This is a genomic window from Mixta mediterraneensis (genome assembly GCF_014946725.1).
Classification (GTDB): Bacteria; Pseudomonadota; Gammaproteobacteria; order Enterobacterales; family Enterobacteriaceae; genus Pantoea; species Pantoea mediterraneensis.
Genome location: NZ_JACFXY010000004.1, coordinates 238,376 through 263,619 on the forward strand (window position 1 = coordinate 238,376; position 25,244 = coordinate 263,619).

Annotated in this window: 21 protein-coding genes; all 21 read left to right on the top strand. The window is 46.4% G+C overall.

The window, feature by feature from the left end:
• The 21 genes from H2P46_RS09780 (at position 1) to gndA (ending at position 25,217) form a co-directional block, all read left to right on the top strand.
• On the top strand, positions 1-435 hold the full coding sequence (locus tag H2P46_RS09780) for an arsenate reductase/protein-tyrosine-phosphatase family protein (RefSeq protein WP_193404896.1): 435 nt from the start codon (positions 1-3) through the stop codon (positions 433-435).
• Positions 436-447: 12 nt separating this feature from the next.
• Positions 448-2,625: a tyrosine-protein kinase Wzc gene (wzc, locus tag H2P46_RS09785; RefSeq protein ID WP_193404897.1), complete on the top strand. Its 2,178-nt coding sequence runs from the start codon at positions 448-450 to the stop codon at positions 2,623-2,625.
• 417 nt (positions 2,626-3,042) lie between these two features.
• Positions 3,043-4,182, top strand: a complete 1,140-nt coding sequence (locus H2P46_RS09790; protein WP_193404898.1) for an EpsG family protein — start codon at positions 3,043-3,045, stop codon at positions 4,180-4,182.
• A 342-nt stretch (positions 4,183-4,524) separates the two neighbouring features.
• The gene (locus H2P46_RS09795) at positions 4,525-5,442 is read left to right on the top strand and encodes a glycosyltransferase family 2 protein (RefSeq protein ID WP_193404899.1); all 918 of its coding nucleotides are present in this window, start codon (positions 4,525-4,527) and stop codon (positions 5,440-5,442) included.
• A gap of 76 nt (positions 5,443-5,518) precedes the next feature.
• The gene (locus H2P46_RS09800; protein WP_193404900.1) at positions 5,519-6,271 is read left to right on the top strand and encodes a glycosyltransferase family 2 protein; all 753 of its coding nucleotides are present in this window, start codon (positions 5,519-5,521) and stop codon (positions 6,269-6,271) included.
• 49 nt (positions 6,272-6,320) lie between these two features.
• Positions 6,321-7,355 (top strand): glycosyltransferase, encoded by a 1,035-nt coding sequence (locus H2P46_RS09805; protein ID WP_193404901.1) that lies wholly within the window; start codon positions 6,321-6,323, stop codon positions 7,353-7,355.
• A gap of 89 nt (positions 7,356-7,444) precedes the next feature.
• Entirely contained in the window at positions 7,445-9,661 is a 2,217-nt protein-coding gene (locus H2P46_RS09810) for a phage tailspike protein (RefSeq protein WP_193404902.1), read from the top strand.
• A 151-nt stretch (positions 9,662-9,812) separates the two neighbouring features.
• Entirely contained in the window at positions 9,813-11,081 is a 1,269-nt protein-coding gene (wcaK, locus tag H2P46_RS09815) for a colanic acid biosynthesis pyruvyl transferase WcaK (protein WP_193404903.1), read from the top strand.
• A gap of 4 nt (positions 11,082-11,085) precedes the next feature.
• A complete protein-coding gene (locus H2P46_RS09820) occupies positions 11,086-12,309 on the top strand; it encodes a glycosyltransferase (protein WP_193404904.1) in 1,224 nt (407 codons plus the stop codon).
• Positions 12,306-13,646, top strand: coding sequence for an oligosaccharide flippase family protein (locus tag H2P46_RS09825; RefSeq protein ID WP_193404905.1), 1,341 nt, complete (start codon positions 12,306-12,308; stop codon positions 13,644-13,646). Before H2P46_RS09820 ends, H2P46_RS09825 begins: the two co-directional genes overlap by 4 nt.
• A 279-nt stretch (positions 13,647-13,925) precedes the next feature.
• A complete protein-coding gene (gene galF, locus H2P46_RS09830) occupies positions 13,926-14,822 on the top strand; it encodes a UTP--glucose-1-phosphate uridylyltransferase GalF (protein ID WP_193404906.1) in 897 nt (298 codons plus the stop codon).
• Positions 14,823-14,870: 48 nt separating this feature from the next.
• Positions 14,871-15,884: a UDP-glucose 4-epimerase GalE gene (galE, locus tag H2P46_RS09835; protein ID WP_193404907.1), complete on the top strand. Its 1,014-nt coding sequence runs from the start codon at positions 14,871-14,873 to the stop codon at positions 15,882-15,884.
• 434 nt (positions 15,885-16,318) lie between these two features.
• Positions 16,319-17,398, top strand: a complete 1,080-nt coding sequence (gene rfbB / locus H2P46_RS09840; protein ID WP_193405010.1) for a dTDP-glucose 4,6-dehydratase — start codon at positions 16,319-16,321, stop codon at positions 17,396-17,398.
• Positions 17,398-18,285 (top strand): dTDP-4-dehydrorhamnose reductase, encoded by an 888-nt coding sequence (rfbD, locus tag H2P46_RS09845; RefSeq protein ID WP_193404908.1) that lies wholly within the window; start codon positions 17,398-17,400, stop codon positions 18,283-18,285. The genes rfbB and rfbD overlap by 1 nt, the downstream gene beginning before the upstream one ends.
• 43 nt (positions 18,286-18,328) lie before the next feature.
• On the top strand, positions 18,329-19,210 hold the full coding sequence (gene rfbA, locus H2P46_RS09850) for a glucose-1-phosphate thymidylyltransferase RfbA (protein ID WP_193404909.1): 882 nt from the start codon (positions 18,329-18,331) through the stop codon (positions 19,208-19,210).
• On the top strand, positions 19,210-19,758 hold the full coding sequence (gene rfbC, locus H2P46_RS09855; RefSeq protein WP_193404910.1) for a dTDP-4-dehydrorhamnose 3,5-epimerase: 549 nt from the start codon (positions 19,210-19,212) through the stop codon (positions 19,756-19,758). Before rfbA ends, rfbC begins: the two co-directional genes overlap by 1 nt.
• Positions 19,759-19,818: 60 nt before the next feature.
• Positions 19,819-20,796 (top strand): glycosyltransferase family 2 protein, encoded by a 978-nt coding sequence (locus H2P46_RS09860; RefSeq protein WP_193404911.1) that lies wholly within the window; start codon positions 19,819-19,821, stop codon positions 20,794-20,796.
• A 21-nt stretch (positions 20,797-20,817) separates the two neighbouring features.
• Complete coding sequence (locus H2P46_RS09865; RefSeq protein WP_193404912.1) at positions 20,818-22,083, top strand: rhamnan synthesis F family protein; 1,266 nt, start codon at positions 20,818-20,820, stop codon at positions 22,081-22,083.
• Positions 22,083-22,883: an ABC transporter permease gene (locus H2P46_RS09870; RefSeq protein WP_193404913.1), complete on the top strand. Its 801-nt coding sequence runs from the start codon at positions 22,083-22,085 to the stop codon at positions 22,881-22,883. Before H2P46_RS09865 ends, H2P46_RS09870 begins: the two co-directional genes overlap by 1 nt.
• A gap of 8 nt (positions 22,884-22,891) precedes the next feature.
• Positions 22,892-23,668, top strand: a complete 777-nt coding sequence (locus H2P46_RS09875) for an ABC transporter ATP-binding protein (protein WP_193404914.1) — start codon at positions 22,892-22,894, stop codon at positions 23,666-23,668.
• Positions 23,669-23,810: 142 nt separating this feature from the next.
• Positions 23,811-25,217, top strand: a complete 1,407-nt coding sequence (gndA, locus tag H2P46_RS09880; protein WP_193404915.1) for an NADP-dependent phosphogluconate dehydrogenase — start codon at positions 23,811-23,813, stop codon at positions 25,215-25,217.
• Positions 25,218-25,244: the final 27 nt, after the last annotated feature.

The window sequence follows — 25,244 nt, forward strand, 5'->3', positions numbered from 1 at the left end:
ATGATTACGTCCGTGTTAGTCGTATGCGTTGGCAATATTTGCCGCTCTCCTACCGGAGAGCGCCTGTTCAAACGTGCGCTTCCTCACACCCGTGTGGCCTCTGCAGGACTGGGTGCACTGAAAGGCTTTCCGGCCGATCAGACTGCCAGCGATGTGGCCGCCGTTCATGGCCTGTCGCTGGAAGGTCATCAGGCGCGGCAGTTAACGGCAGAAATGTGTCGTGACTACGACCTGATTCTGGTGATGGAAAAGCACCATGTTGAGCAGGTAAATCGCATCGACCCGGCAGCACGTGGCAAAACCATGTTGCTTGGGCACTGGCTCAATCAACGAGAAATTGCGGATCCGTACAAAAGAAGCCGTGAGGCCTTTGAAGAAGTTTACGGGTTACTGGACAACGCTACCCAGAAATGGGTCAACGTATTAAGCCGATAGTTGGGATTATCCATGAATATAAAAAATAAGGTTATGACCGCGCCGAGAGAGGATTCGAATGGGTGGGATCTGGCGCATCTTGTGGGACAGCTTATTGACCATCGCTGGATCATTGTTGCGGTTACCGCCTTCTTTATGTTGGTGGCAACGCTCTACACACTGTTCGCTACGCCGATTTATCGCGCTGATGCATTAGTACAGGTTGAGCAGAAAAACGCCAGCACGGTGCTGGACGATCTGCAAACCCTTCTGCCAGCAACGCCTGCGTCAGACGCAGAAATTCAGATCCTTGAATCACGTATGGTTATTGGTAAAACCGTCGAAGATTTGGGATTAGATACCGTTGTTGAGCAGAACGATTTCCCGGTTATCGGTAAAGGTTTATCCCGCCTGATGGGCAATAAGCCATTTGACCTGGCGATTTCTCGGCTGGAAATTCCCCGCACGATTGATAAGCGTAACGTCGAGCTGGAAGTGACGGGCCCAGATTCCTACACCGTCTCTAAAGATGGTGACGAGTTATTCAAAGGGAAAGTGGGTCAGCTGGAAAAGCACGGCGAAATTACCATGCTGGTCAGCGATATTAATGCGGATGAAGGCACGAGCTTCACCATCACGAAGCTGAACGAATTGCAGGCGATCAACACGGTGTTAAGCAACCTGTCCGTGGCGGATAAAGGCAAAGACACCGGTGTGTTAGGCCTGGAGTATTTGGGTGAAGATCCTGAAAAAACCAGCGCGACGCTTAATCAAATCGTCAACAATTACCTGCTGCAAAACGTTGAACGTAAGTCTGAACAAGCGGAAAAAAGCCTGGAATTCCTGCGCAAACAGTTACCGCAAGTGCGCGCTAAACTGGATGATGCTGAAAACAAGCTGAATACTTTCCGTCGTCAGAATGATTCCGTTGACCTGTCACTGGAAGCGAAATCGGCGTTAGACTCTTCAGTCAGCGTACAAAGCCAGCTAAACGAACTGACCTTCCGCGAAGCTGAAGTTTCTCAGTTGTTTACTAAAGATCACCCTACCTATCGCGCACTGCTGGAAAAACGTAAAACCCTGGAAGGTGAGCAGGCACAGCTGAATAAGAAAATTTCGCAGATGCCGCAAACGCAGCAGGAGATTTTACGTCTGACACGGGATGTGCAGTCAGGCCAGGAAATCTACATGCAGTTGCTGAATCGCCAACAAGAACTGGGCATTAGCAAAGCCAGCACCGTGGGTGATGTTCGCATCATTGATGGCGCTGAAACGGGCAACTCGCCGGTGGCACCGAAGAAAGCCTTAATCATTGCTGCCAGTCTGATTCTCGGTCTGCTTGTTTCCGTTGGTCTGGTTCTGCTGAAAGCATTACTGCATCACGGTATCGAAAACCCGGAGCAGCTGGAAGAGTTAGGCATGAACGTGTACGCCAGCGTCCCGCTTTCCGAATGGCAACGTAAGAAAGACACCGAAGCCCTGGCGCGTCGGGGCCATAAGGTTAAAAGCGACCCGCACGATACGCTGCTGGCGCTGGGCAATCCAACGGATCTGTCGATTGAAGCAATCCGTAGCCTGCGTACCAGCCTGCACTTCGCGATGATGGAAGCGAAGAACAACATCCTGATGATCACTGGCGCCAGTCCGGGTATTGGTAAAACCTTTATCTGTTCCAACCTGGCAACGCTGGTTTCGAAAGCGGGTCAGCGCGTGCTGTTTATTGATGGCGACATGCGTCGTGGTTATACCCTCGAACTGCTGGGGGCCGAAAACAAGTCAGGCTTGTCAAATGTGCTGACAGGCAAAACTGAATTCAGTCCGGCTCTGATTCAGAAAGGCATTTACGGCTTTGATTTCCTGCCACGCGGCCAGGTTCCACCTAACCCTTCTGAGCTGCTGATGCATCGTCGCATGGGCGAACTGCTCGACTGGGCAAACAAGAACTACGATTTGGTGCTGATTGATACGCCACCGATTCTGGCAGTAACTGACGCGTCAATCATTGGTAAGTTGGCTGGAACCTCGCTGATGGTGGCGCGTTTTGAAACCAACACCACCAAAGAAGTTGATGTGAGCTTTAAACGCTTTGCGCAAAACGGTATTGAGATTAAAGGTGTGATCCTCAACGCCGTAGTACGTAAAGCTGCCAACGCGTATGGATACGGTTACGACTATTACGATTATGAGTATGGCAAACCGACGAAGAGCTGATAATTGAGTGGATAAAGGGAGCGGTGCGACCGCCCCTGAGATTGTTGACAGCAAGCCAGAACTGGTCACACAGGCCGATCGTAAAGAGCAAAAATATCCCTGACCGCCCGGCATGTGTTTCCGCGCTTCAGGTTTGTCAGCACTCTGGAGGCGGTTTTACCGCCCTTTTTTATCGCACCGTTTGAACGACGACACGCAACGATTTGCACAGGTGATTTTGAGTTTAACGCAAAAATCGCGACACAGCTGAAGTCGCAAAGTAAGCGCTAATCAACAGAACACATCAGCAACAGGACTGATGTCCGCCCGTCATCTGCCGTTGGCGTGAGGTGCGAGACACGCTGAAAAATCAGCCGGGAAGGTAATCAGCGCAAGCCACTGTTAGCATGAGAACTTGTGGAATTAAGGAATTACACCATGGCTCCATATTGGTATCTATCAGGGTTTTTGCTGTTGATTTCGCTGGTCGAAATCCTGCTGAAAAAAGACGAAAGAACAACACATATTCTTACCTATCTGCTTTGCATTGCCACCCTTACGCTAATTATTTTTGGCGGCATCCGTGGGCCTGGCACCGGGATGGATGACTACCAATACCGAAGCTTTTTTGATGATTTTATTCAGCGCATTCAGGTAAACGGCTTCTTTAATACGGTGGCTTTCTTTCGCTACGAGCCGTTAATTTTTGCCATTGCCTGGATAACCAGCCTGATCTCGCATAATTCCAGCGCCTTTTTGCTTGTGTTTAGTCTTCTGGCGGTGGCAACCAACGCGACTTTCTTTAAGAAGATGTCGCCTTATCCGATCATGGCGCTGGCGCTTTATTCGGCCCATATTTACATCAATAAGGATATGAACCAAATCCGCTTTGGATTGAGCTCAGCACTGTTCCTTGGTGTGTTATGGACTATTTATGTCAAGCGTTACTGGCTGGCGTTTGGCTTCTTTATTTTGTCATTCCTGAGCCACAATACCGCCGTAATGGTCGTCACCATTATCCCATTCCTGTTTATTCGAGAATCGCGCTGGTGGCCGGTAATCATTATTATTGTCAGTATTCCCCTGTCGAAAATCGGCGGGATGGGATTCGTGAACTTAATTGCCGGGCATTTAGGGTCATTAGGGGAAAGGGCGGCAAGCTATAACCATGATAACTCTGTGGCGGCAGAAACGGGCAGCGTGTTTTCTATTTCCAACCTGAAAAACGTCGCACTGGTATTTATCTTTGTTTATTACATGCTGGGCAATCAGCTCAAACGTGATAATTATGATGTTTTCCGTTTAAACTACCTGCTGATACTGACCTTCGCCATTGGCGGCGGCATCAGGATCTTCTTCTATAACTATTCATCAGGCGCACGCTTGTCGAACTATTTATTACAGGTTGAGCCGATTATTTTAACGTCGTTGATTTATCAGTCAAAAAGAGTCTTGAAGCCTGCTTTTTTCGTGATGTTTGTTTTCTTTCTCGTTTATTATCTCTATTACAACACCATTTCACTTAAGCAGGCCGTTGTCGGCTATGAAGTTGCGCGTGAGTTTAAATTGTTTCATTAATATGAACGGGGTAGGAAAGAAAGCTGGATTGCCATTCAGATGACTGCGCCGCTACTGGCGCAGTCTGTCAGCCATTATGGCCTTTCAATAATGTAATGCTTTTTTGCATGGTTTATTTTACGTGCGCTTTCTTGTCCCAGTGGGATGCCTAATGAAAGCGAGATAAAACGTATTTCCGGCTTGTGCGTATTGCAGACGGCTATCAACGCATCTTCTCGTTTATCCCACGATTACATTTTGGCGATCGCTGTGTCGCCGTCAAATTAGGACATCACCGGTTCCCCTTAATCGTCCAACCATTATATCTTTGACTTTGGAAATTTTTTGAATGAGGTGCTGGCAATGAAGGATATTCGCTTCTCCATCGTAATTCCGGCTTATAACGCATCAGAATCGATCGTGACGACGCTGGATTGCGTCAAGGCGCAAAGTTATCGCAATTTTGAAGTGATTATCGTAGATGATAAATCCATTGATGCAGCGGCGCTGGCTGAGGTGGTTCGCAGTGAGCGCTATCAGGAGCTGGATATTAATCTGGTACTGTCCGACGTTAAGCTAAACGGTGCTGGCGCACGTAACAAAGGCATTGAATTAGCGACGGGTGATTACGTCAGTTTTCTTGATGCCGATGATGAATGGCACGCGGATAAGCTGCTGCGGGTCAGCGAGAAAATCGCTCAGCTGGAAGCGCAGGGCAAACAGAATTTTATCATTTTCAGCCAGGTGAATATTTACCAGGATGGCAGTTTTCTGAAAGTGATGCCGATGCAGCCGCCGGGTAAAGATGAAACTGTCGCTGAATACCTGTTTGGTTGTTACGGTTTTATTCAGACCAGCACCATTGTGTTGAAGCGTGAAGATGCAGCCAAAATCCAGTTTGATGCGCGCTACATTCGCCATCAGGATTATGATTTCTGCATTCGCGCTGACTGCCTGGGCTATGACTTTATTATGATCGCCGCGCCGTTAGCCAATTACCACCTGGTCACCAAATTCGGTTCCAAACACAAAGGTGAATCGGTGAAGTATTCTATTTTCTGGCTCGACACCATGAAGCCGCATCTGACTCCGCGCGACATTCACACCTATAAAGCCTTCAAACTGCCGCTACGCTACAAAATGGACGGCAATTCCCTGATGGCAAGCGTGAGCTTTGCACGCTATTTCTTCCTCACCAACAAAGATAACCGTGCCTATTTTATGAATCGTCTGAAAGACAAGGTGAGGGCACGCTTTGGCGGAGAGAAAGCGCTCTCCTGACGCCGGTTAGCTCATCATTGCTCCTGACCTCGGGAGCACATTCGCTATGCCTTTTTCTTTTTATCCAGGTATGAAAATGAATAATCATGTTGGAACCGTCGGCATTGTTATGCCTATGTATAATGCGCGTCAGACGGTATTACGCGCCGTGCAATCGGTTATCAATCAACGTTACGCAGACTGGCATCTTTACCTGATTAACGATAAATCCACCGACGATTCGCTGGATTATGTGCGCAAGCATTGTCAGGATGCACGCATCACCATTTTGGATAACGCGGTTAACATGGGCGCAGCAGAAACCCGAAACATTGGGCTGCGCGCGGCCAAAGAGGAAATTATCGCTTTCCTCGACAGCGACGACGAATGGCATGCTGACAAGCTACAGCAACAGGTGGCAGCAATAGCGGCCGGTGATGATTTTGTAATTACTGAATATCATTACAAAACGGCTAAAGCCGACCACGACATTACCTACACCAAACCCTACCTACAACAAGAGAACTTTGTGAAGAAGCAGTACCGGATCTGCTTCTCATCGGTCTGTTTTCGCCGTCCTCCGCAGGGGATTTTTTTCCAGCGCAAAGGCCATGAAGATTTTCTCTTTCTCTACGAGTTATTCAGCCATTACAAACAAGCGCGACTGATCCAGTCAATACTGGTGAATTATTACGAATTGGGTGACTCCCTTTCGCGAAACAAAAACAAAGCAGCAAAATGGCACCTCGAATTATTAAGAATTATCTATAAAAACAATCCGTTAAAAATCTATTACTATTACGGCTGGTATATGGTGAACGGTGTGCTGTTTACCCTGAAGCATCGTTAAACTGATCGGCAGGATTGTCTTTTTACTCTTTTGAAGTGGGTAACGTTACATGAAAAAAATTGTCCTGGTGATCAAAGATGCCTATTCGTATGCGGGCACCGAGAACATCTGTAACTTCATGTCAGAATGTCTTGGTGAAACACACGATGTCACCGTGTACTCGCTGGAAGGCAGCGGAAAAACATTCTATCCCTTTGAGCATGTGAAAGAGATTATCAGCTTCGAAGGCCACAGTAATCCGATTAAAAGCGCCGTCAGCCGTATCCATGAGGAACACTTCGATACCGTTTTCCTGATCAGCATGGGCCGCCTGAGCGTGATGTTCGCTTTCTGGAACCTGCTGGCGATGAAGAAAAAGCGAGGTAAGGCCTATGCCTGTGAACATATCGCCATCAACTCCTTCAGTAAGCCTATCAAACTCCTCAAATACCTGCTGCTGCGCTACTACGACCGTGTGATTGTTCTGACTGACAAAGATCACCAGGTTTTCAGCCGTTGGCGCATTCCCAGCAAACAAATTCCTAATCCCGTGGTGTTTAAAGCCTTTCAGCGCCAAAAGCGCAGCCGTCAGGCGTTAGCTGTGGGACGCTTAGATCACCAAAAGGGCTTCGATTTACTGCTCGGTATCTGGCGAGACTTTGTTGAAACCCATCCTGACTGGACACTGGTCATTGCTGGCGATGGTGAACTGCGCCAGCAGTTGCACGATCAGGCCGCGGTATTAGGCATTGCCGATAGCGTTAATTTTGTCGGTAAAGTCATCAATATCAATGATTACTACCGTGACAGCGATATGGCATTGATGACGTCACGCTATGAGGGATTGCCGCTGGTATTGCTTGAGGCTAAAGCGTGGTCGCTGCCGGTGGTTGCATATGATTGCCCAACCGGGCCGCAGGAAATCATTAATCATGGTGAGGATGGTTTCCTGGTGCCGATGAATGACAAAGCCGGCTTCCTGGCGCGGATGGATCAGCTCGCCAGCGACGATACGCTGTTTTACGCCATGAGCGAAAAAACCAAAGAAACCGCACTGAAATTCGACGGTAAACAAATAAAGCAAAGCTGGCTGGCGTTGGTTTAAACAGGGGTAAGAAATGCCCGCTTGCAAAATGCCTCAAGGGACTAAGCCCTGGCCGGTAACACGGCCTCATTAACCACGGGATATGTTGCATGAAAAGAAGAGAAGTATTGCAAACCGCAGCCTCAGCCATCGTTGGTGCTCTCTCCGTGAGTACTTTTTCCAGCTATGCAGCAAGAAGTAATGGTGTTGCACTGAAATCAGTGGATACCGGAGCTGTACCAAAAGGCGATGTGCCGATCCTGACGCCTGAAAATATTTACGCCATGCCACCCCAATTTTGGCAGAGTTTTGAAGGCAAATTGTGGATCGGTAAAGCCGGCAGTGACGCCAGTCAGGCGGGTAACCAAATTCCCGTTTTCCTGCGTGATGCTAATGGCTCAGTCTCTGAAATCAGCCAGCCAGTTATTTTGAATAAAGGCAATCCCACGCAGTTTATTAAAGATAATGCCGCTTTAATTGCCGCACCTGCGCACTCAATGGCGGTAGAAGATAACAGCGGTCATATGCTGTTTAACATTGCTGACGTGAGCCGCCCAGGACACGCTGATTTTAGTCAGCGTCTGACGCAGCCTACGGGGTATCAGCTCATTGGAGAGATTCCGTCAGTAGAGGAGCTGCGTAATACGCGCCCACTGTTTGAAGGCGCAAAGATCAAGCTGAAAAGCTGGCATGCGGGCTTTGAAGTTGGCGGCGGTGAGTTTGTCGGCAGCTTCCAGAATGCAAAAGATGATGGGGGCGTCACTTTTGCCGGTCAGGGATTTCACTGGCGGCGCGTCGTCGAAGATTACAATCGCTTAACGTTGTTTGATTTTGGCGCTATTGCGGACGGTAAAACCGATACGGCGCCAGCTATCAAAGCGATGTATCAGTGGTCGCAACAGGCCGGGCTGCAAATTTGCGTGCAGTTCCCGGCAGGCACCTTTTTTGTCACTGCCTGCAACTTCGGCCCGGATTATATGCGTTTTTTCCGTATTTCAGGCGCAATGGTGAACTTCGGTTATTTTCCTGCGACCACTCTGGTGTCAGATGGCAAGTCGGAGTTTGTCTTTGAAGTGAATACGCGTTGGGTTGAAATCTCTAACCTGATTTTTAACGGCAACACGGATACCCATCCGAATAAGCAAGGCTTGTTCCGTAACATTTGTCCGGGCGGCCAGTATTTTCGGGGTTCCTGTTTGCGCTTTTCGCGGGTCGGCGGCACGGCGTTGAGCCTGCAGGATACGCTGGATTGCAAAATCGACCAGTGGTATGCGTCTCGCTGCACCGGCGATGTGATTAAATCCGGCTGGTCCGGTCAGAAACAAGGTAAGTGGGACCACAGTACTGCGATTGAACTTTCGAATTTTAACGCCCAGCACTGTAGCGGCGGCAAAGTGCTGAATCTGCCACGCTGCGGTCAATCCATTATTCACAACGGCTGGATTGAGCATTGTGACTATCCGGGCGACATCTACAACGGGCAATGGATTGTTGACGCGCTCAGCATCGAAGACTGCAAAAACCCTTTGATTGCGCATAACACGCGTCTGAACATGCGTCAGACCAGCCTGCAATCAGGAAGCTGGATCGATTATTCCGCGCAGGGCGATCGTTTACTCAGCATCTGGGAAATGGGTTCAACCCGGGTCGAATCCTATGGCGTCGCGATTGATGGCAGTCTGAATTACAACTACATCACCTCACGCTGGCGGCTTGAAAATAATACCAATCAACAAACCTGGTTTGAGCTTGGCAGCCTCTATTCACCGGATGTCGGCGACGCATGGGAAATCGAAATCTTTGGCCAGGCGCAATTTAGCAACGGCACTAATAGCCAGTCGTTGATGAATGTGGTCAACGATAAAACCACTGGCGGGCGGGCGGTGATCCATGTTCAACGCAAAAAAGGCAAGTCGGAAGCCAGCTGGTCAGCCGAAGGCAGTTGCCCGGTTGTCGAAGTACGCTATGTGGCGCCTCACGATACCGATGTGCGTATTTTCGTGAAGCTGGCAGGCTGGACGCCAGCAGCCGTAGTGTTGGTAAAAAGCACCGGTAAAACGCGCTTTGACACAGGTCGCTGTGCACGCGTTAACGCCAAAATGGTAAAAGCCAGCCCACCGGGCGGAGACGGCAGCCAGAAGGCACCTCAGCGTTTCAGTTTGCATAACGGTAAGGCGGGCATCGGCGCCAATGAAGAGGGCGATCTGTTACTGGCTTCGCGCGCGCTTTCTGACGATCAGGTGGACACCCGCAAACCCGCCGGTTTTGTTTCGGTGGTGATCAACGGCGAGCGGGTAGCAATGCCTTATTTTGCCATCAAGTCATAGCAGTAAGGGCCGCCATAATGGAGGCGGCCAGCAGCAGATGGAGCAGGGCCTTTTGGCGTTATTGCGCTTATTGCGGTTATTTAACAGAGTTCACTTTGCCAGTTCGGAAGATGGCTGCTTGCAGAATTAAAAAAATTTATTCGGAGTTTTTATGAAAATTTTATTGGTGGGTAACCATACCTGTGGGAATCGTGGGGATGGCGCGATTCTTCGTGGACTGAATGATTCAATACAGTCTGCTCGCAGTGATATTGATATTGATATTGATGTCATTAGTCGTTATCCAACAAGCTCTGGTTATTTGCTTCAACAGAATATTCAGCAAGATTCGCTGTTTTTGCATAACAATAAATCAGCCAAAGGACTGGTGGGCTCGGTAAAGCGTAAAGTGGCGAACCGTCTGATGCCTGACATTATGATGGCGCATCTGGGTAAAGGCGGCTTGTACAAATCTTTCGCCGTGCCACCGCATCTGAAAGCCTTTACGGAAAGCCTGAAACAGTATGATGCGATTATTCAGGTTGGCGGTTCATTCTTTGTCGATCTGTATGGCGTAACGCAATTTGACCATGCGCTGTGTGCGCTAATGGCGAAAAAGCCGATTTACATGATTGGCCACTCGGTGGGGCCGTTTCAAAATCCACGGGTTAACGCCCTGGCAAACTTTGTGTTTGATCGCGTAAACAGCCTGGTGTTGCGTGAATCAGTCAGCCTCGATCTGATGAAGCGCGATGGCGTGACCAGTTCAAAAGTGGCGGCCGGCGTTGATACGGCCTTTCTGGTAAAAGCGCGTGAGGTTGAGAATCCAGGACATAATCTGCTGCACTGGCAGTCGATTATCAGCGCGCGTAAAACCATTGCGATTACCGTGCGTGAACTGGCGCCGTTCGATAAACGTCTCGGTGTCACGCAAAAAGAGTATGAAGCAGCCTTTGGTCGCGTCATTAACGCAATGATTGCTGAAGGGTATCAGGTTGTGGCTTTCTCCACCTGTACCGGCATTGACAGTTATGCGAAAGATGACCGCATGGTAGCGCTGACGCTGCGCGACCATGTCGCGCAGCCAGAGCATTACCACGTGATCATGGACGAATTTAACGATCTTGAGCTGGGGATTCTTTTAAGCCACTGTTATTTGACGATTGGCACACGCCTGCATTCCGCCATTATCTCCATGAACTTCGGCACGCCAGCGGTTGCGATCAACTATGAGCACAAGTCAATGGGCGTGATGAATCAGCTTGGCTTGCCGCAGATGGCAACGGATGTAAAGAGCCTGATGGATGGTTCGCTGATCGACAAGGTCCAGACGGTGCTTGCCGATTACGATAACATCAAGCTCCAGGTCGATCGCGCCGTTGCGAATGAAAGGGAAATTGGCAATCGGATCACTGAAGAGATTCTCAAAGTATTAGGGTAATGAGATGAAACTGACTTTTTTCACCATGCGTTTCCCGGTTGCCTCTGAGACATTTGTTCTGAATCAGGTGACCCATTTTATTGATGCCGGTTACGACGTGGAGATTATTTCGGTATTTCCAGGTGATTTTGTGAATCGGCATGCTGCTTTTGATGAGTACCAGCTGGCAGCAAAAACCCACTATTTGCTGCCGGAAGAGAAAGTCTCAATTGTAGATAAGCTGAACCAGCGTCTTAAGCTGGTGTTGCCAAAAGTGGCGAAACCGTCGCTGCTTCGATCGCTTAACGTGCGCCGCTATGGTGCACAATCCAGCAAGCTGTTACTGCCTTCCATTGTGGCGAATGCAAGCCAGACCTTTACCGCCGACGTTTTCCTGGTGCATTTCGGTTACGCCGGGGCGCTGGCGAATAAGTTACGCGAACTGGGGGTGTTGCGCGGTAAACAGGCGACGGTATTTCACGGTGCGGATATTTCGCGTCGTCACATTTTAGATGAGCATAAACGTGACTACGTCAATTTGTTTAAACAGAGCGAATTAATGCTGCCCATCAGCCACCTGTGGCAGAACAGGCTGATTGAAATGGGATGTCCCCCGGAAAAAATTCATGTCACTCGCATGGGTATGGAACCGGAAAAATTTAACTTTCACCCGCGTCAGGGCTTTCATAAGCCGCTGCGCATTGTCTCGGTTGCCCGTCTCACCGAGAAAAAAGGGCTGGATGTGGCGGTGAAAGCCAGCGCGATCCTTAAACAGCGCGGCGGACAGTTTCAGTACACCATTATCGGTAATGGCGATCAGGGCGAGATGATGCGTGACTTTATTGCCGAAAAGGGGATGGAAGATTGCGTCACTATGCCTGGCTTTAAACCGCAGGACGAGATTCGAAACGCACTAAATGAAGCCGACATCTTTCTGTTGTCTTCTAAAACTGCGGCTGACGGCGACATGGAAGGTATTCCCGTGGCGTTAATGGAAGCGATGGCGGTGGGTTTGCCGGTGGTCTCTACTTTTCACAGTGGGATCCCTGAACTGATTGAACACAACGTTTCCGGCTGGCTGGTGGAAGAGGATAACCCGGAAGCGCTGGCGGAGACGTTGCTGCAACTCTCGCAGGGAAAAGTGGATGTCGCGCCAGTGGTTGCCGCAGCCCGACATAAAGTTGAGACCGAGTTCAATCAGCATGTCGCTTATGGCGAGCTGGCACAAATTCTGGAGCGAATGGTGTGAGTGGATTAAAGTCGCAGGCGATATGGTTATTCGGTAGCACCTGTTTTTCGGCGGTGCTGCAGGTTGCACAACTGAGTATTCTTGCACGTAAGCTGGAAACCCATGAGCTGGGGCTTTTAGCGATCATCAACGCCATTCTGGCGGTGGCTGGTGTGTTGCAGGACATGGGGATGAGCAGCTACCTTGTGCATCGTCAAAATATTACTCGCCGCGAGCAGAGCACCATCTACTGGGTAAACGTATCACTCAGCTTGTGTACCGGTGTGATCATGCTGGCGATTGCTTTCCCGGTGGCCTGGTTCTATCACCTACCGGAACTTGTTGGACTGATTATGCTGACCAGCCTGAACTTTCTTGTGCTGGGGCATCTCTCACAGTATCAGGCGCATTACATCAAAACGAAGCGGATGGTTTCACTGGCGAAGATTGAGATGGGCACCAAGTTGTTTGCTTTTCTCAGCGTCGTCGCCATGCTGGAGTTCACCTCGCTGACGGTTGCGGCGGCGATTCTCGGTCTGTTCATCAACGCCTTTACCCGTATTCTCTGCATGATTGCGTTAGGTGAAAAGTCCTGGCGACCCACCTGGGAGTTCGATAAAACAACTTTCTTTGATGCAGTGCGTTACGGTAGTTATCAGTTGGGCTCGCAGACTATCAACCAGTTGCGAACCCAGGCCGATGCGCTGGTCGTCGGTAAAGTGATGGGCGCCGAAATGCTCGGGGTTTACTCGCTGGCGAAAGAGCTGGTGTTGCAACCGCTGAAACTGGTTACGCCGGTGATTAACCGACTGGCGCTGCCGCGTTTTGCTGAGAAACAGCATGACGTTGAACAGCTGAAAAAACTGTTCCTGAAAGGCACGCTGGTCATCATGCTGTTCAGCAGCACGATGTATCTGGTGATTGGCGTGTTCTCACCCGTCATTGTGCGCGTGCTGTATGGCGCTTCGCATGAACAGGTTTATCGCCTTATTCCGCTGATGCTGCTGTTTGGAATGTTGCGTCCGATGGGGGGACTGACTGGCGCGATTTCTCAGGCCAACGGTCGTACCAACGTGGAATTCTACTGGAACATTGTGGCGAGCCTGGTCGTGATAGCCGTGCTCTCGACAACGTTCCTCTGGCCAAACGTGCTCTATGTGGCGCTGACGCTCTCTATCTCGCAGGTATTGATTTCAACTTTTGCCCACCCGTTCTTTATTAAACCGGTGATTGGCATCCGCTTTATGCCCTACGCACGTCAATGGGTTTCTGTCTCTGTGGTGTTCGTTGTCGCAATTCTGTTGATTAATCATTTCCATTTGTTCGTGATGCCGGAGTGGTTCGCCGGCTGGCTGTAAACATATAGCAGTAAACCGTTCGGGCGACTTTATGTCGCCCGTTTCTTTTTATGGCTGGCCCCAGGCAAGCGGTTAAGCATTTTTGCAAAAAAAGAATTTTATCTGGCGATGAACGCTTGTCTTTCCTTATATTTTGCCTTTTTACCGGATGGGTAAAAAGACGAATTTCCATGATTTGACAGGCGTTTAGTGTAGGATTTTCAGATAAAGATTATACTTGCCGTTCTGGCCGATCCTGCATAATTGATCCATGTTTTTACTTCATTAAACGGAATAAATATGACCAAGCTTAAAGCAGTAATCCCGGTTGCGGGTCTCGGTATGCATATGCTCCCTGCGACTAAAGCCATTCCGAAAGAAATGCTGCCTGTTGTCGATAAACCGATGATTCAATACATTATCGACGAGTGCGTTGCGGCGGGCATTAAAGAGATAGTGCTGGTTACTCATGCTTCCAAAAATGCGGTGGAAAACCACTTTGACGCCACTTATGAACTGGAAGCCTTGCTTGAAGCGCGCGTTAAACGTCAGCTGCTGAGCGAAGTGCAATCTATCTGCCCGCCTGGCGTGACGATTATGAACGTGCGCCAGTCGCAGCCGCTGGGCCTTGGTCACTCTATTTTGTGCGCCCGCCCGATGGTTGGTGATAATCCGTTCGTTGTGGTTCTGCCAGATGTGCTGCTGGATGATTCCACCGCTGATCATCTGCGTTATAATCTTGCCGCGATGGTGGCACGCTTCGAAGAAACGGGTCATAGCCAGGTGCTGGCGAGACATATGCCGGATTCTGACCTGTCTGAATATTCGGTAATCACTACCGAAGAGGCGCTGGACAACCCAGGCGATGTTAGCAGCATCACTAACTTTGTTGAGAAGCCAGAGAATCCGCGTGAACTGAATTCGGATCTGGCGGCAGTCGGTCGTTATGTGCTTTCTGCTGATATTTGGGCAGAGCTGGAGCGTACTGAACCAGGTGCATGGGGTCGTATTCAGCTGACGGATGCCATCGCCAGCCTGAGCAAGAAGAAAATCGTCGACGTCGCGCTGTTAATGGGCCACAGCTTTGACTGCGGACGTAAGCTGGGTTATATGCAGGCATTTGTGTCCTATGGCCTGCGTAATAATGCGCAAGGGCGCGATTTCCGCGCAGCTATCCAGAAGATCCTGGCGAAGTAATCAACAATATGCGCCGCGCTTTGACGCGGCAGACTGAAAGGAGTTCACATGGCTATTTTAGTAACGGGCGGCGCAGGCTATATCGGCTCCCATACGGTGCTGGCGCTGTTACAGCGTGGCGACGACGTTGTAGTACTGGATAACCTGTGCAATGCCTCACGGGAAGCGATTAATCGCGTCGAGAAGCTGGCAGGGAAGAGAGCCACTTTAGTTGAGGGCGATATTCGTGACCGCGCCTGTTTGCGCGACCTGTTCGCATCGAATGAGATTTCTGCGGTGATCCACTTCGCGGCGCTGAAAGCCGTGGGCGAATCGACCCGTATGCCGCTGGAGTACTACGAGAACAACGTAGCGGGCACCGTGGTGCTGCTGGAAGAGATGCGCAGCGCGGGTGTGTGGAACTTTATTTTCAGTTCGTCTGCGACTGTTTATGGTGCGGATGCGCCGGTTCCTTATGTGGAAACCACGCCGATTGGTGGCACGACCAGCCCTTACGGCACCTCAAAGCTGATGATTGAGTTTGTGATGCGCGATTTCGCTAAAGCCGATAAGCATTTCAAAGCGATTGCGCTGCGTTATTTCAATCCGGTTGGTGCCCACGAATCCGGCGAGATTGGTGAAGATCCTACGGGCATCCCCAATAACCTGCTGCCCTATATCGCTCAGGTCGCCATTGGTCGTCTGGACAGATTAGGCGTATTTGGCGGTGATTACAACACGCCGGACGGCACCTGCCAGCGCGATTACATCCACGTTGTTGACCTGGCAGAAGGGCATCTGAAAGCGTTAGATCACTTAGCAAAAGTGGAAGGCTACAAAGCTTACAACCTTGGCGGTGGTAAAGGATTCTCGGTGCTGGAAATGATTAAGGCTTTTGAACAGGCGTCTGGAAAAACCATTCCATTCGACATCAAACCACGCCGCGATGGGGATTTGCCTGCCTTCTGGGCGGATGCCTCCCTGGCAAACAGCGAGCTGGACTGGCGCGTGACACGCGGCATCGATGAGATGATGCGTGATACGTGGAACTGGCAGCAAAAAAATCCGAACGGGTTTCGTTGATTTTCTTTAGGGGCGATATTTATCGCCCTTGAGTTTCTCTGCATAAAACTACTCATCTGATTTTCATAAAATTCTGGTTGCGGAGTATTGACGCATCAGCAACCATCATCTACGCCTATTAAGCGGTTAATACATGAACTAACGCTCATTACTTGAACTCATTTTGTTCGTCATTGTTTAATCCGGGTGATAGAATTTGTGATTATTCTTTGATAATTCTGCTTAATTTTTTATATGTAATAAAGAATTATCTTTCAATGGAATACTGTAGGCTGAAGCTGTGCTCAGCGACAGATTTCACTCTGGCCGAAGATAATCAGCGTCGTGGGGGCTGTGACCCAAGGGCGGTAGCGTGTTTAAAGACTGCTAAAGATTGTCTGTTTTATATACAGGCAGCGATGCCTCAGTTAGCTTGTCAGGATCAACGAAACGTTATGAAGATTTTAATTACTGGTGGTGCAGGTTTTATTGGTTCGGCAGTTGTTCGACACGTTATCAATAATACCAATGATGAGGTTATTAATGTCGACAAATTGACCTATGCAGGTAATCTCGAGTCGCTTAAAGGTGTCAGCCAAAACCCGCGTTATCAATTTAAACACGTTGATATTTGCGATGGGCAGGCCATCAGTAACATCCTGAATGAATGTCAGCCTGACGCTATTATGCACCTGGCTGCCGAAAGCCATGTAGATCGCTCAATAACCGGCCCTGCAGAATTTGTACAGACTAATGTGGTCGGCACCTATGCGCTGTTAGAAGCCTGCCGTCAGTACTGGTCAGCCCTACCTGAAGAGCGTAAAAACGCGTTTCGCTTCCATCACATTTCCACTGACGAAGTTTACGGCGATCTGCCTCATCCTGATGAGGGGGAGGGGGAACTGCCGCTGTTTACTGAAGAAACGCCTTACGCGCCAAGCAGTCCTTATTCTTCGACTAAAGCCGCCAGCGATCATCTGGTCCGGGCATGGGGGCGCACCTATAAGTTGCCTGTTATTGTCACAAACTGTTCCAATAACTACGGTCCATATCATTTTCCTGAAAAACTGATCCCGTTAATCATCAGTAATGCACTTGAAGGCAAACCTTTGCCTATTTATGGCAAAGGCGATCAAATTCGTGACTGGTTGTATGTTGAAGATCATGCTCGTGCACTCTACACGGTAGTAAAACAGGCTCAGCCAGGCAGTACCTACAACATCGGTGGTCATAACGAAAAGAAAAATCTCGATGTTGTGCTTAAAGTATGTGAGTTACTTGACCAGCTCCGCCCGAAAGCTGCGCTTTACAGCGATCAAATTACCTATGTTCAGGACCGCCCTGGCCACGATCGACGCTACGCCATTGATGCAGCAAAAATCGAAAAGGAGCTGGGATGGAAGCCTCAGGAAACTTTTGAAACCGGCTTGAAGAAAACGGTGGAATGGTATCTGAATAACCCAGAATGGGTTGAGCATGTTAAAAGTGGTGCTTATCAAAACTGGATTGAAGAAAACTACGAGAAGCGTAGCTAATGAATATTCTGTTATTCGGTAAAAACGGCCAGGTAGGCTGGGAACTGCAACGTGCGCTGGCACCTTTAGGTAACCTGATTGCACTTGATCGACACTCTACGGACTACTGCGGTGATTTCGAAAATCCCACCGGAATCGCTGAAACGGTGCGTAAGTTACAACCAACTGTGATCGTTAATGCGACAGCTTATACGGCTGTGGATAAAGCGGAATCAGAGCAAGAGAAAGCACAGCTTATCAACGCAACAACACTGGGAGCCTTAGCCGGAGCGGCAGAGACGTGCGGTGCATGGTTAGTACACTATTCCACCGATTATGTATTCGATGGTTCAGGTGATACGCCATGGAAAGAGAGTGATACAACAGCGCCGCTTAACGTCTACGGGCAAACTAAACTTGAAGGCGAGCAAGCTATTGCGCGTAACATGCAACGCTATCTGATTTTTCGTACCAGTTGGGTTTATGCCGCACGTGGCAATAACTTTGCCAAAACCATGATTCGGTTAGCGAAAGATCGCGACACGTTATCGGTGATCAACGATCAATTTGGAGCACCTACCGGTGCCGATTTGATTGCAGACAGCACCGCACATGCAATCCGTGTTGCCTTAGATAAGCCAGAAGTTAGTGGGCTTTATCACCTGATCGCGGCAGGAACGACAACCTGGTATGACTATGCCAGTAAAGTCATTCATTATGCACAGAGCAAGGGGATCGCGTTAAATGTAAAAACTATTAACCCGGTTTCCACGTCGGCTTTTCCTACCCCAGCAAAACGTCCGGGCAATTCACGTTTAGATACACGTAAATTTAGGGAGACCTTCGCGCTCACGTTACCTGACTGGGAGACGGGTGTAACTCGCCTTATTGATGAGTTGTATGCATAAAGCGTGCTCGATGGAATATCTAATTAATTAAAGGGTGAGTGTCGTGAAGAACAGCAAAGGTATTATTCTGGCGGGTGGCTCTGGTACGCGCCTTTATCCAGTGACGATGGCGGTAAGTAAACAGTTGCTGCCTATTTATGATAAACCGATGATCTATTATCCGCTGAGTACGCTGATGCTGGCGGGAATTCGCGATATTTTGATTATCAGTACCCCGCAGGATACGCCGCGCTTTGAAAGCCTGTTAGGTAATGGTTCTCAGTGGGGAATCAATATTCAGTATAAAGTTCAGGAAAGTCCGGATGGGTTGGCTCAGGCGTTTATTTTGGGTGAGGAGTTTATCGGTAATGACACTTGCGCACTCATTTTAGGCGACAATATTTTTTACGGACACGATCTGCATAAGCAACTTGAAGACGCCTGTAAAAAAGAGCAGGGCGCAACGGTATTTGCTTATCATGTACACGATCCGGAACGTTACGGCGTGGTCGAGTTTGATCAGAATGGTAAGGCTATTTCACTGGTTGAGAAACCAGCAGTTCCAAAAAGCAATTATGCTGTGACAGGCCTTTATTTCTATGATAATAGCGTAGTTGAAATGGCTAAGAACCTTAAGCCTTCACCGCGTGGCGAGTTAGAAATTACTGACATCAATAATCTTTATCTTGAAAAGGGCGAGCTTTCAGTCTCAATCATGGGGCGTGGACATGCATGGTTAGACACCGGCACGCACCAAAGCTTGATCGAAGCGAATAACTTTATCCAGACGATTGAAACGCGTCAGGGATTAAAGGTTGCCTGCCCGGAAGAGATTGCTTACCGCATGGGCTTTATCGATCATGAAAAATTAAAAATGCTGGCTCAGCCATTAATGAAAAATGAATACGGTAAATATCTGATGTCGCTTTATGAAGGTAAACTGTAATGAAAGTAATTGATACTAAAATCGCTGATGTAAAAATAATCGAGCCTTCTGTTTTTGGTGATGAACGTGGTTTTTTTATGGAAACCTGGCAGCAGAAAAAATTTGAAGAAATGGTATGTCCACGGCAATTTGTCCAGGACAACCATTCAAAATCTTCAAAAGGCATTCTTCGCGGATTACATTATCAAACTGAAAACACGCAAGGAAAATTGGTACGTGTAATTTCGGGTGAAGTATTCGATGTGGCTGTTGATATGCGTAAATCTTCTCCTACGTTCGGTCAGTGGGTAGGGGAATTCCTCTCAGCAGAAAATAAACGCCAGTTATGGGTGCCCGAAGGTTTTGCCCACGGCTTTTTAGTCACGTCAGATAGCGCAGAATTTGTTTATAAGTGTACGGATTATTACAATCCACAAGCAGAACATTCATTATTGTGGAATGATGAAACCATCGGAATTGAATGGCCAATAGCTAAAGAGAAACAACCTTCCCTTTCTAATAAGGATATGAATGGAGTCTCATTTGAAAAGGCGATTTACTTTAACTAAGTTAAATAGTCAGCACAATTGCTGGCTATATTTATTTTTTAAAAGTTGAAAGTTATTTTAATGAATAATTTTCTTCAAACTAACGTCAAAGCAAACGTGAAAAATTCTGAACTCGGCACTATCAGTATCCTGTTAGGTACGTATAACGGAGAGCTGTACATTCAACAACAACTTGATTCAATACGTGCTCAAACCTATAAAGATTGGGTGTTATATGTTTCTGACGATGGCTCAGTTGATCGTACGCTTGGAATAATCAATGATTTTGCTAAGGAATTCCCTGCTGGAAAAGTTAAGGTTTTAAAAGGGCCTCAAAAGGGATTTGCTCAAAATTTTTTTTCTCTCTTGAGAAATAATTCTATTCATTCTCCTTATTATGCTTTCTGCGATCAAGATGACATTTGGTTAGATACAAAACTGGAAATTGCCATAAAAAGCTTAAAAAGAAATTGTACGGGAAAAAAACCATATCAATTATATGGCAGCCGTACTACCTTAATAGATGAGAGAGGAAAATATTTAGGTGACTCTCCTTTATTCCAACGTGAACTCAGCGTAAAAAATGCGTTAATACAAAGTTATGCTGGTGGTAATACGATGGTTTTTAATCATGATATTAAAAGGTTATTTGAAAATATAGAAGGTAATTTAAATGTTATATCCCATGACTGGTTGCTTTATATTACTGTGGCAGCATTGAATGGTGTCATTATATATGATAAACAATCATATATGCTATACCGGCAACACGACAATAATTTAGTCGGTAGTAATAAAGGGTTGTTATCAAAAGTTGAGAGATTCAAAAAGATTTATAGCGGAGAGTATAAAGCTTGGAATAAAAATAATCATGAAATTCTAGAAGTTATTTCCAGTAATATTGATGATGTAAATAACGAAGTTATTAGGCTTTATTATAGGAAAAGCGATTCACTGGTTGAGCGAGCCCATAATTTTTTGAAGTCTGGGGTATATCGTCAAGCAAAATATGAAACTTTATTTTTCTTTTTGATGGCGGTATTAGGTAAACTAAATTGAATTTAACAAAGTAAGGATAATATGAAAGGATTGATAAATAAAGCTTACGGTTTTTCTTTCAAAGCATCATTATACATGTATTATTTAATGCTTTCGCACAAGGAAAAATTAAAAAATAAAAGCTATGCTAATATCATTTCTCATAATGAATTTGCAGGCGGCAACGTTATGCTATTAGCTCTTTATGAAAAGACTAAACTGCGAAATGATACTATTGAGCTACTCAAGGAAGCTAAAGCTCAGGGCATCTATATTATAGCAGTGAATACTCTTAAAATTGTCAAAGAGAATTACCGGCCTGAATTAATAGATGTTTATATTGAAAGAGATAATTTCGGCCGCGATTTTGGGAGTTATAAAGCGGGGATGGGATTTTTTTTTGATAAGAAAATTTCTGATAAATGTGAACGGCTACTTATTTTAAATGATAGTGTTTTCTTTTCAAAAAGAGGATTGTCTAAGTTTATTCATGATCTTTTTAGCTCGAATATAGATGTGTTAGGAGCAACAGAAAACAGAGAAATTTCTCCTCACTTAGGATCTTTTTGTATATCAGTATCCGGGGATATAGCAAGAAATAAAAAATTTATAGATTATTGGAATAATTATAAACCTTCAAACGTTAGGCCATTAGTAATCAAAAGAGGTGAGTTTACATTAAGCAAAGTGCTAAAATCATTGGCGCGTGATGAGTCACATTTTGCGGCTCTCTATAACGTGACAGCCTTCGAAAACGCATTGATTTCAAATGAGGAATTATTTAAAAATTATTTTAAATTTAGAAGAGAGGGCGAAAGGAGATATTGGTCCAATCAATATCTCATTCAATATTTTGAACATGATTATATTTTAAAGTCATTTTATCAAAAATTCATTGAAGAGAAAAATAAAAGCGAGAAACGGACGGTTTACAAAAATATAAATGATAAAAAAAAAGATGCCATTAATTTCGTGGATTTTGCTTCTTTTCTTTCCTCTGTTGATTATAATACTTTACCGCAAGGGCTACTATTAAAAGAAAGGCTTATGAGTATTTATCTTGATGATTTTACTCGAGGATCTCAAATACATAATAATTGTATTGCATTGCACCATATGGGGCTGCCGATTATCAAATTAGATTTGATGTATCGTTCAGTATGTAACTTTAATGATCTTTTAAAATTAAAGGAGCAGCTTGAACCTTCTCAGCGTGAAGATTTTATGGCCATGCTAACAGCAAGGCTTTCTGGAGAAAAATTCCTTTTTGGATTAAATCGCAAAGCATTCGATTGCGGGATATTATAATGTACACTCATTTTTTTTTAGTAGGTTTGCAAGATTTACTTAGCGCACTCAGATCCTTTCATATTATTCAAGTGATGGGTGGGCAAGATATTCGGCAACGTTATAAAAGATCCCGTTTAGGCCCGTTTTGGATAACAATTAGCATGGCAGTAATGATTACTACCATGGGGCTAGTGTTTGCTAATCTTTTTAAGACGCCTATTCATGATTTTTTGCCTTATCTAACGTTGGGGCTAATTTTATGGGGATTTATACTTAACTCCATTACGGAAGGATGCGATGCGCTAATTTCCTCTGAAGGTATTATTAAACAACTTCCAGTTCCGTTACATGTACATGTTTTACGCGTAGTATGGAAAAATTTTATTATCTTTTTACACAATATAGTAATTTTTCCTTTAGTACTTCTCGCTGTAGGTAAAGGAGTTGATTGGCATGTAGTTCTTGCCATACCGGGACTGGTGCTTTTACTACTGAATATGTCATGGTTTTTAATGGTTGTTTCTCTAATCTGTGCCAGATTTAGAGACATGACGCAGATAATTTTGAGCATTATGCAAGTTGTATTTTATCTGACGCCAATAATCTGGATGCCTAAGCTATTAACGCATCGCGTGGGTGAATTTCTATTGGACTTTAATCCATTTTACCATCTTATAAATTTGGTTCGTTCACCTTTATTGGGTGAGTCTGTGCCTGTAACAAGTTATTGGGTTGCGAGTATAATGTGTGTTTTAGGGTTCGCTTTTTCTATTATCATGACAAGTAAATATAAATATCGAGTCCCATACTGGGTATAGGTTTAACAATGGCTTTAATCAAATTTGAAAATGTTGGGATCGATTTTCCAATATTTAATGCAGCATCTCGGTCTTTCAAAAAGAATTTTATTAATTTTGCGACTGGTGGGAAAGTAGGGGAGCAGAATGGTCGTGTTGTCGTTTCTGCACTCAATAATCTCAATTTTGAAATCATTGACGGAGAGCGAGTAGGTTTGATTGGGCATAATGGCGCTGGTAAAACTACTTTGCTGCGTATGTTTAGCCGTGTTTATCACCCTACAAGTGGAACGGCATTAGTTAATGGAGATATAGGTTCTTTAATATCTATATCTCTTGGTATTAACCCTGAGTTTACCGGTCGTGAAAATATCTATATTCGTGGGGCATTATTAGGCTTAAAGAAACGAGAAATAAATAATAAGATAGAAGAAATAATTGATTTTACTGATTTAGGTGATTTTATTGACATGCCGGTAAGAACCTATTCTTCTGGTATGCAAATGCGCTTGGGTTTTAGTGTGTCGACAATTTTTACGCCGGAAATCCTGTTAATGGATGAATGGCTTTCTGTCGGTGATGAAGGATTCAAAGAAAAAGCTGAAAATAGACTCACACATTTGATTAATTCGACAAAAATTTTAATCCTTGCCAGCCATAGTCATGAGCTTTTACAAAAAACATGCACACGTATATTATGGCTTGAACATGGCACTGTGAAAATGGATGGTAAGCCAGAAGATATATTACCGCATTACTTTAAGAGTCATATAAAAACAGGACTCTCTTACGCCATACTAAAATAATATTATGCGCTTCGTGCATTTCTAAGTTTAGTCTCTATCGCATCAATAACTACCTTTTCTTGTGTTTCATGAGTTAACATGTTTGCCACATTAGTTCGTTTGTCCAGGTGACAGACGAGTGACTTTCAGACAGGAGTATAAAATGTCCAAGCAACAGATCGGCGTTGTAGGTATGGCAGTCATGGGCCGCAATTTGGCTCTTAACATTGAGAGCCGTGGCTACACTGTTTCTATCTTCAACCGCTCACGCGAAAAGACCGATGAAGTCATCGCGGAAAACGAAGGTAAAAAGCTCGCTCCATTCTATACCATTGAAGAGTTCGTTGATTCACTGGAAAAACCACGCCGCATCCTACTTATGGTGCAGGCTGGTGAAGCTACTGATAAAACTATCGCCTCCCTGACGCCGCACCTTGATAAGGGCGATATCCTGATCGACGGCGGTAACACGTTCTATAAAGATACTATTCGCCGTAACAAAGAGCTGTCTGAGCAAGGTTTTAACTTTATTGGCACAGGTGTTTCCGGTGGGGAAGAGGGCGCTCTTAAGGGACCATCAATCATGCCTGGCGGCCAAAAAGAGGCCTATGAGCTCGTCGCGCCTATCCTCGACAAAATTGCTGCCCGCGCTGAGGGTGAAGCCTGTGTGACCTATATCGGTCCAGACGGCGCCGGTCACTATGTAAAAATGGTGCACAACGGCATCGAGTATGGCGATATGCAGCTTATTGCTGAAGCGTATTCTCTGCTGAAAGGCGCGCTGGGTCTGAGCAACGAAGAGCTGGCTAAAACCTTCAGCGAGTGGAATGATGGTGAGCTGAGCAGCTACCTGATCGACATCACCAAAGACATTTTCACCAAAAAAGATGAAGATGGAAAATATCTGGTTGATGTGATTCTGGACGAAGCCGCCAACAAAGGCACCGGTAAGTGGACCAGCCAGAGCTCACTGGATCTCGGCGAGCCGCTGTCACTGATTACTGAGTCAGTCTTTGCCCGTTACCTCTCTTCACTGAAATCACAGCGCGTTGCGGCATCTAAAGTATTGAGCGGCCCTGAAGCTAAAACCTTCACCGGTGATAAGGCTGAATTCGTTGAGAAAGTGCGTCGTGCTCTCTACCTGGGCAAAATCGTTTCTTATGCGCAGGGCTTCTCACAGCTGAAAGCTGCTTCAGATCAGTACAACTGGGACCTGCACTACGGTGAAATCGCGAAAATTTTCCGTGCTGGCTGCATCATTCGCGCTCAGTTCCTGCAGAAAATCACTGATGCCTATGCCGAAGACGCTAGCATCGCAAATCTGCTGTTAGCGCCTTACTTCAAGAATATTGCTGACGAATACCAGCAGGCGCTGCGTGATGTGGTTGCTTATGCTGTACAGAATGGTATTCCAACACCAACCTTCTCTGCTGCTATCGCCTATTACGACAGCTACCGTTCAGCGGTTTTGCCAGCTAACCTGATTCAGGCTCAGCGCGACTACTTTGGTGCGCATACTTATAAGCGTATCGATAAAGACGGCGTGTTCCATACTGAGTGGTTAGATTAATTAAAAAAACACCTGCCATTAGGCAGG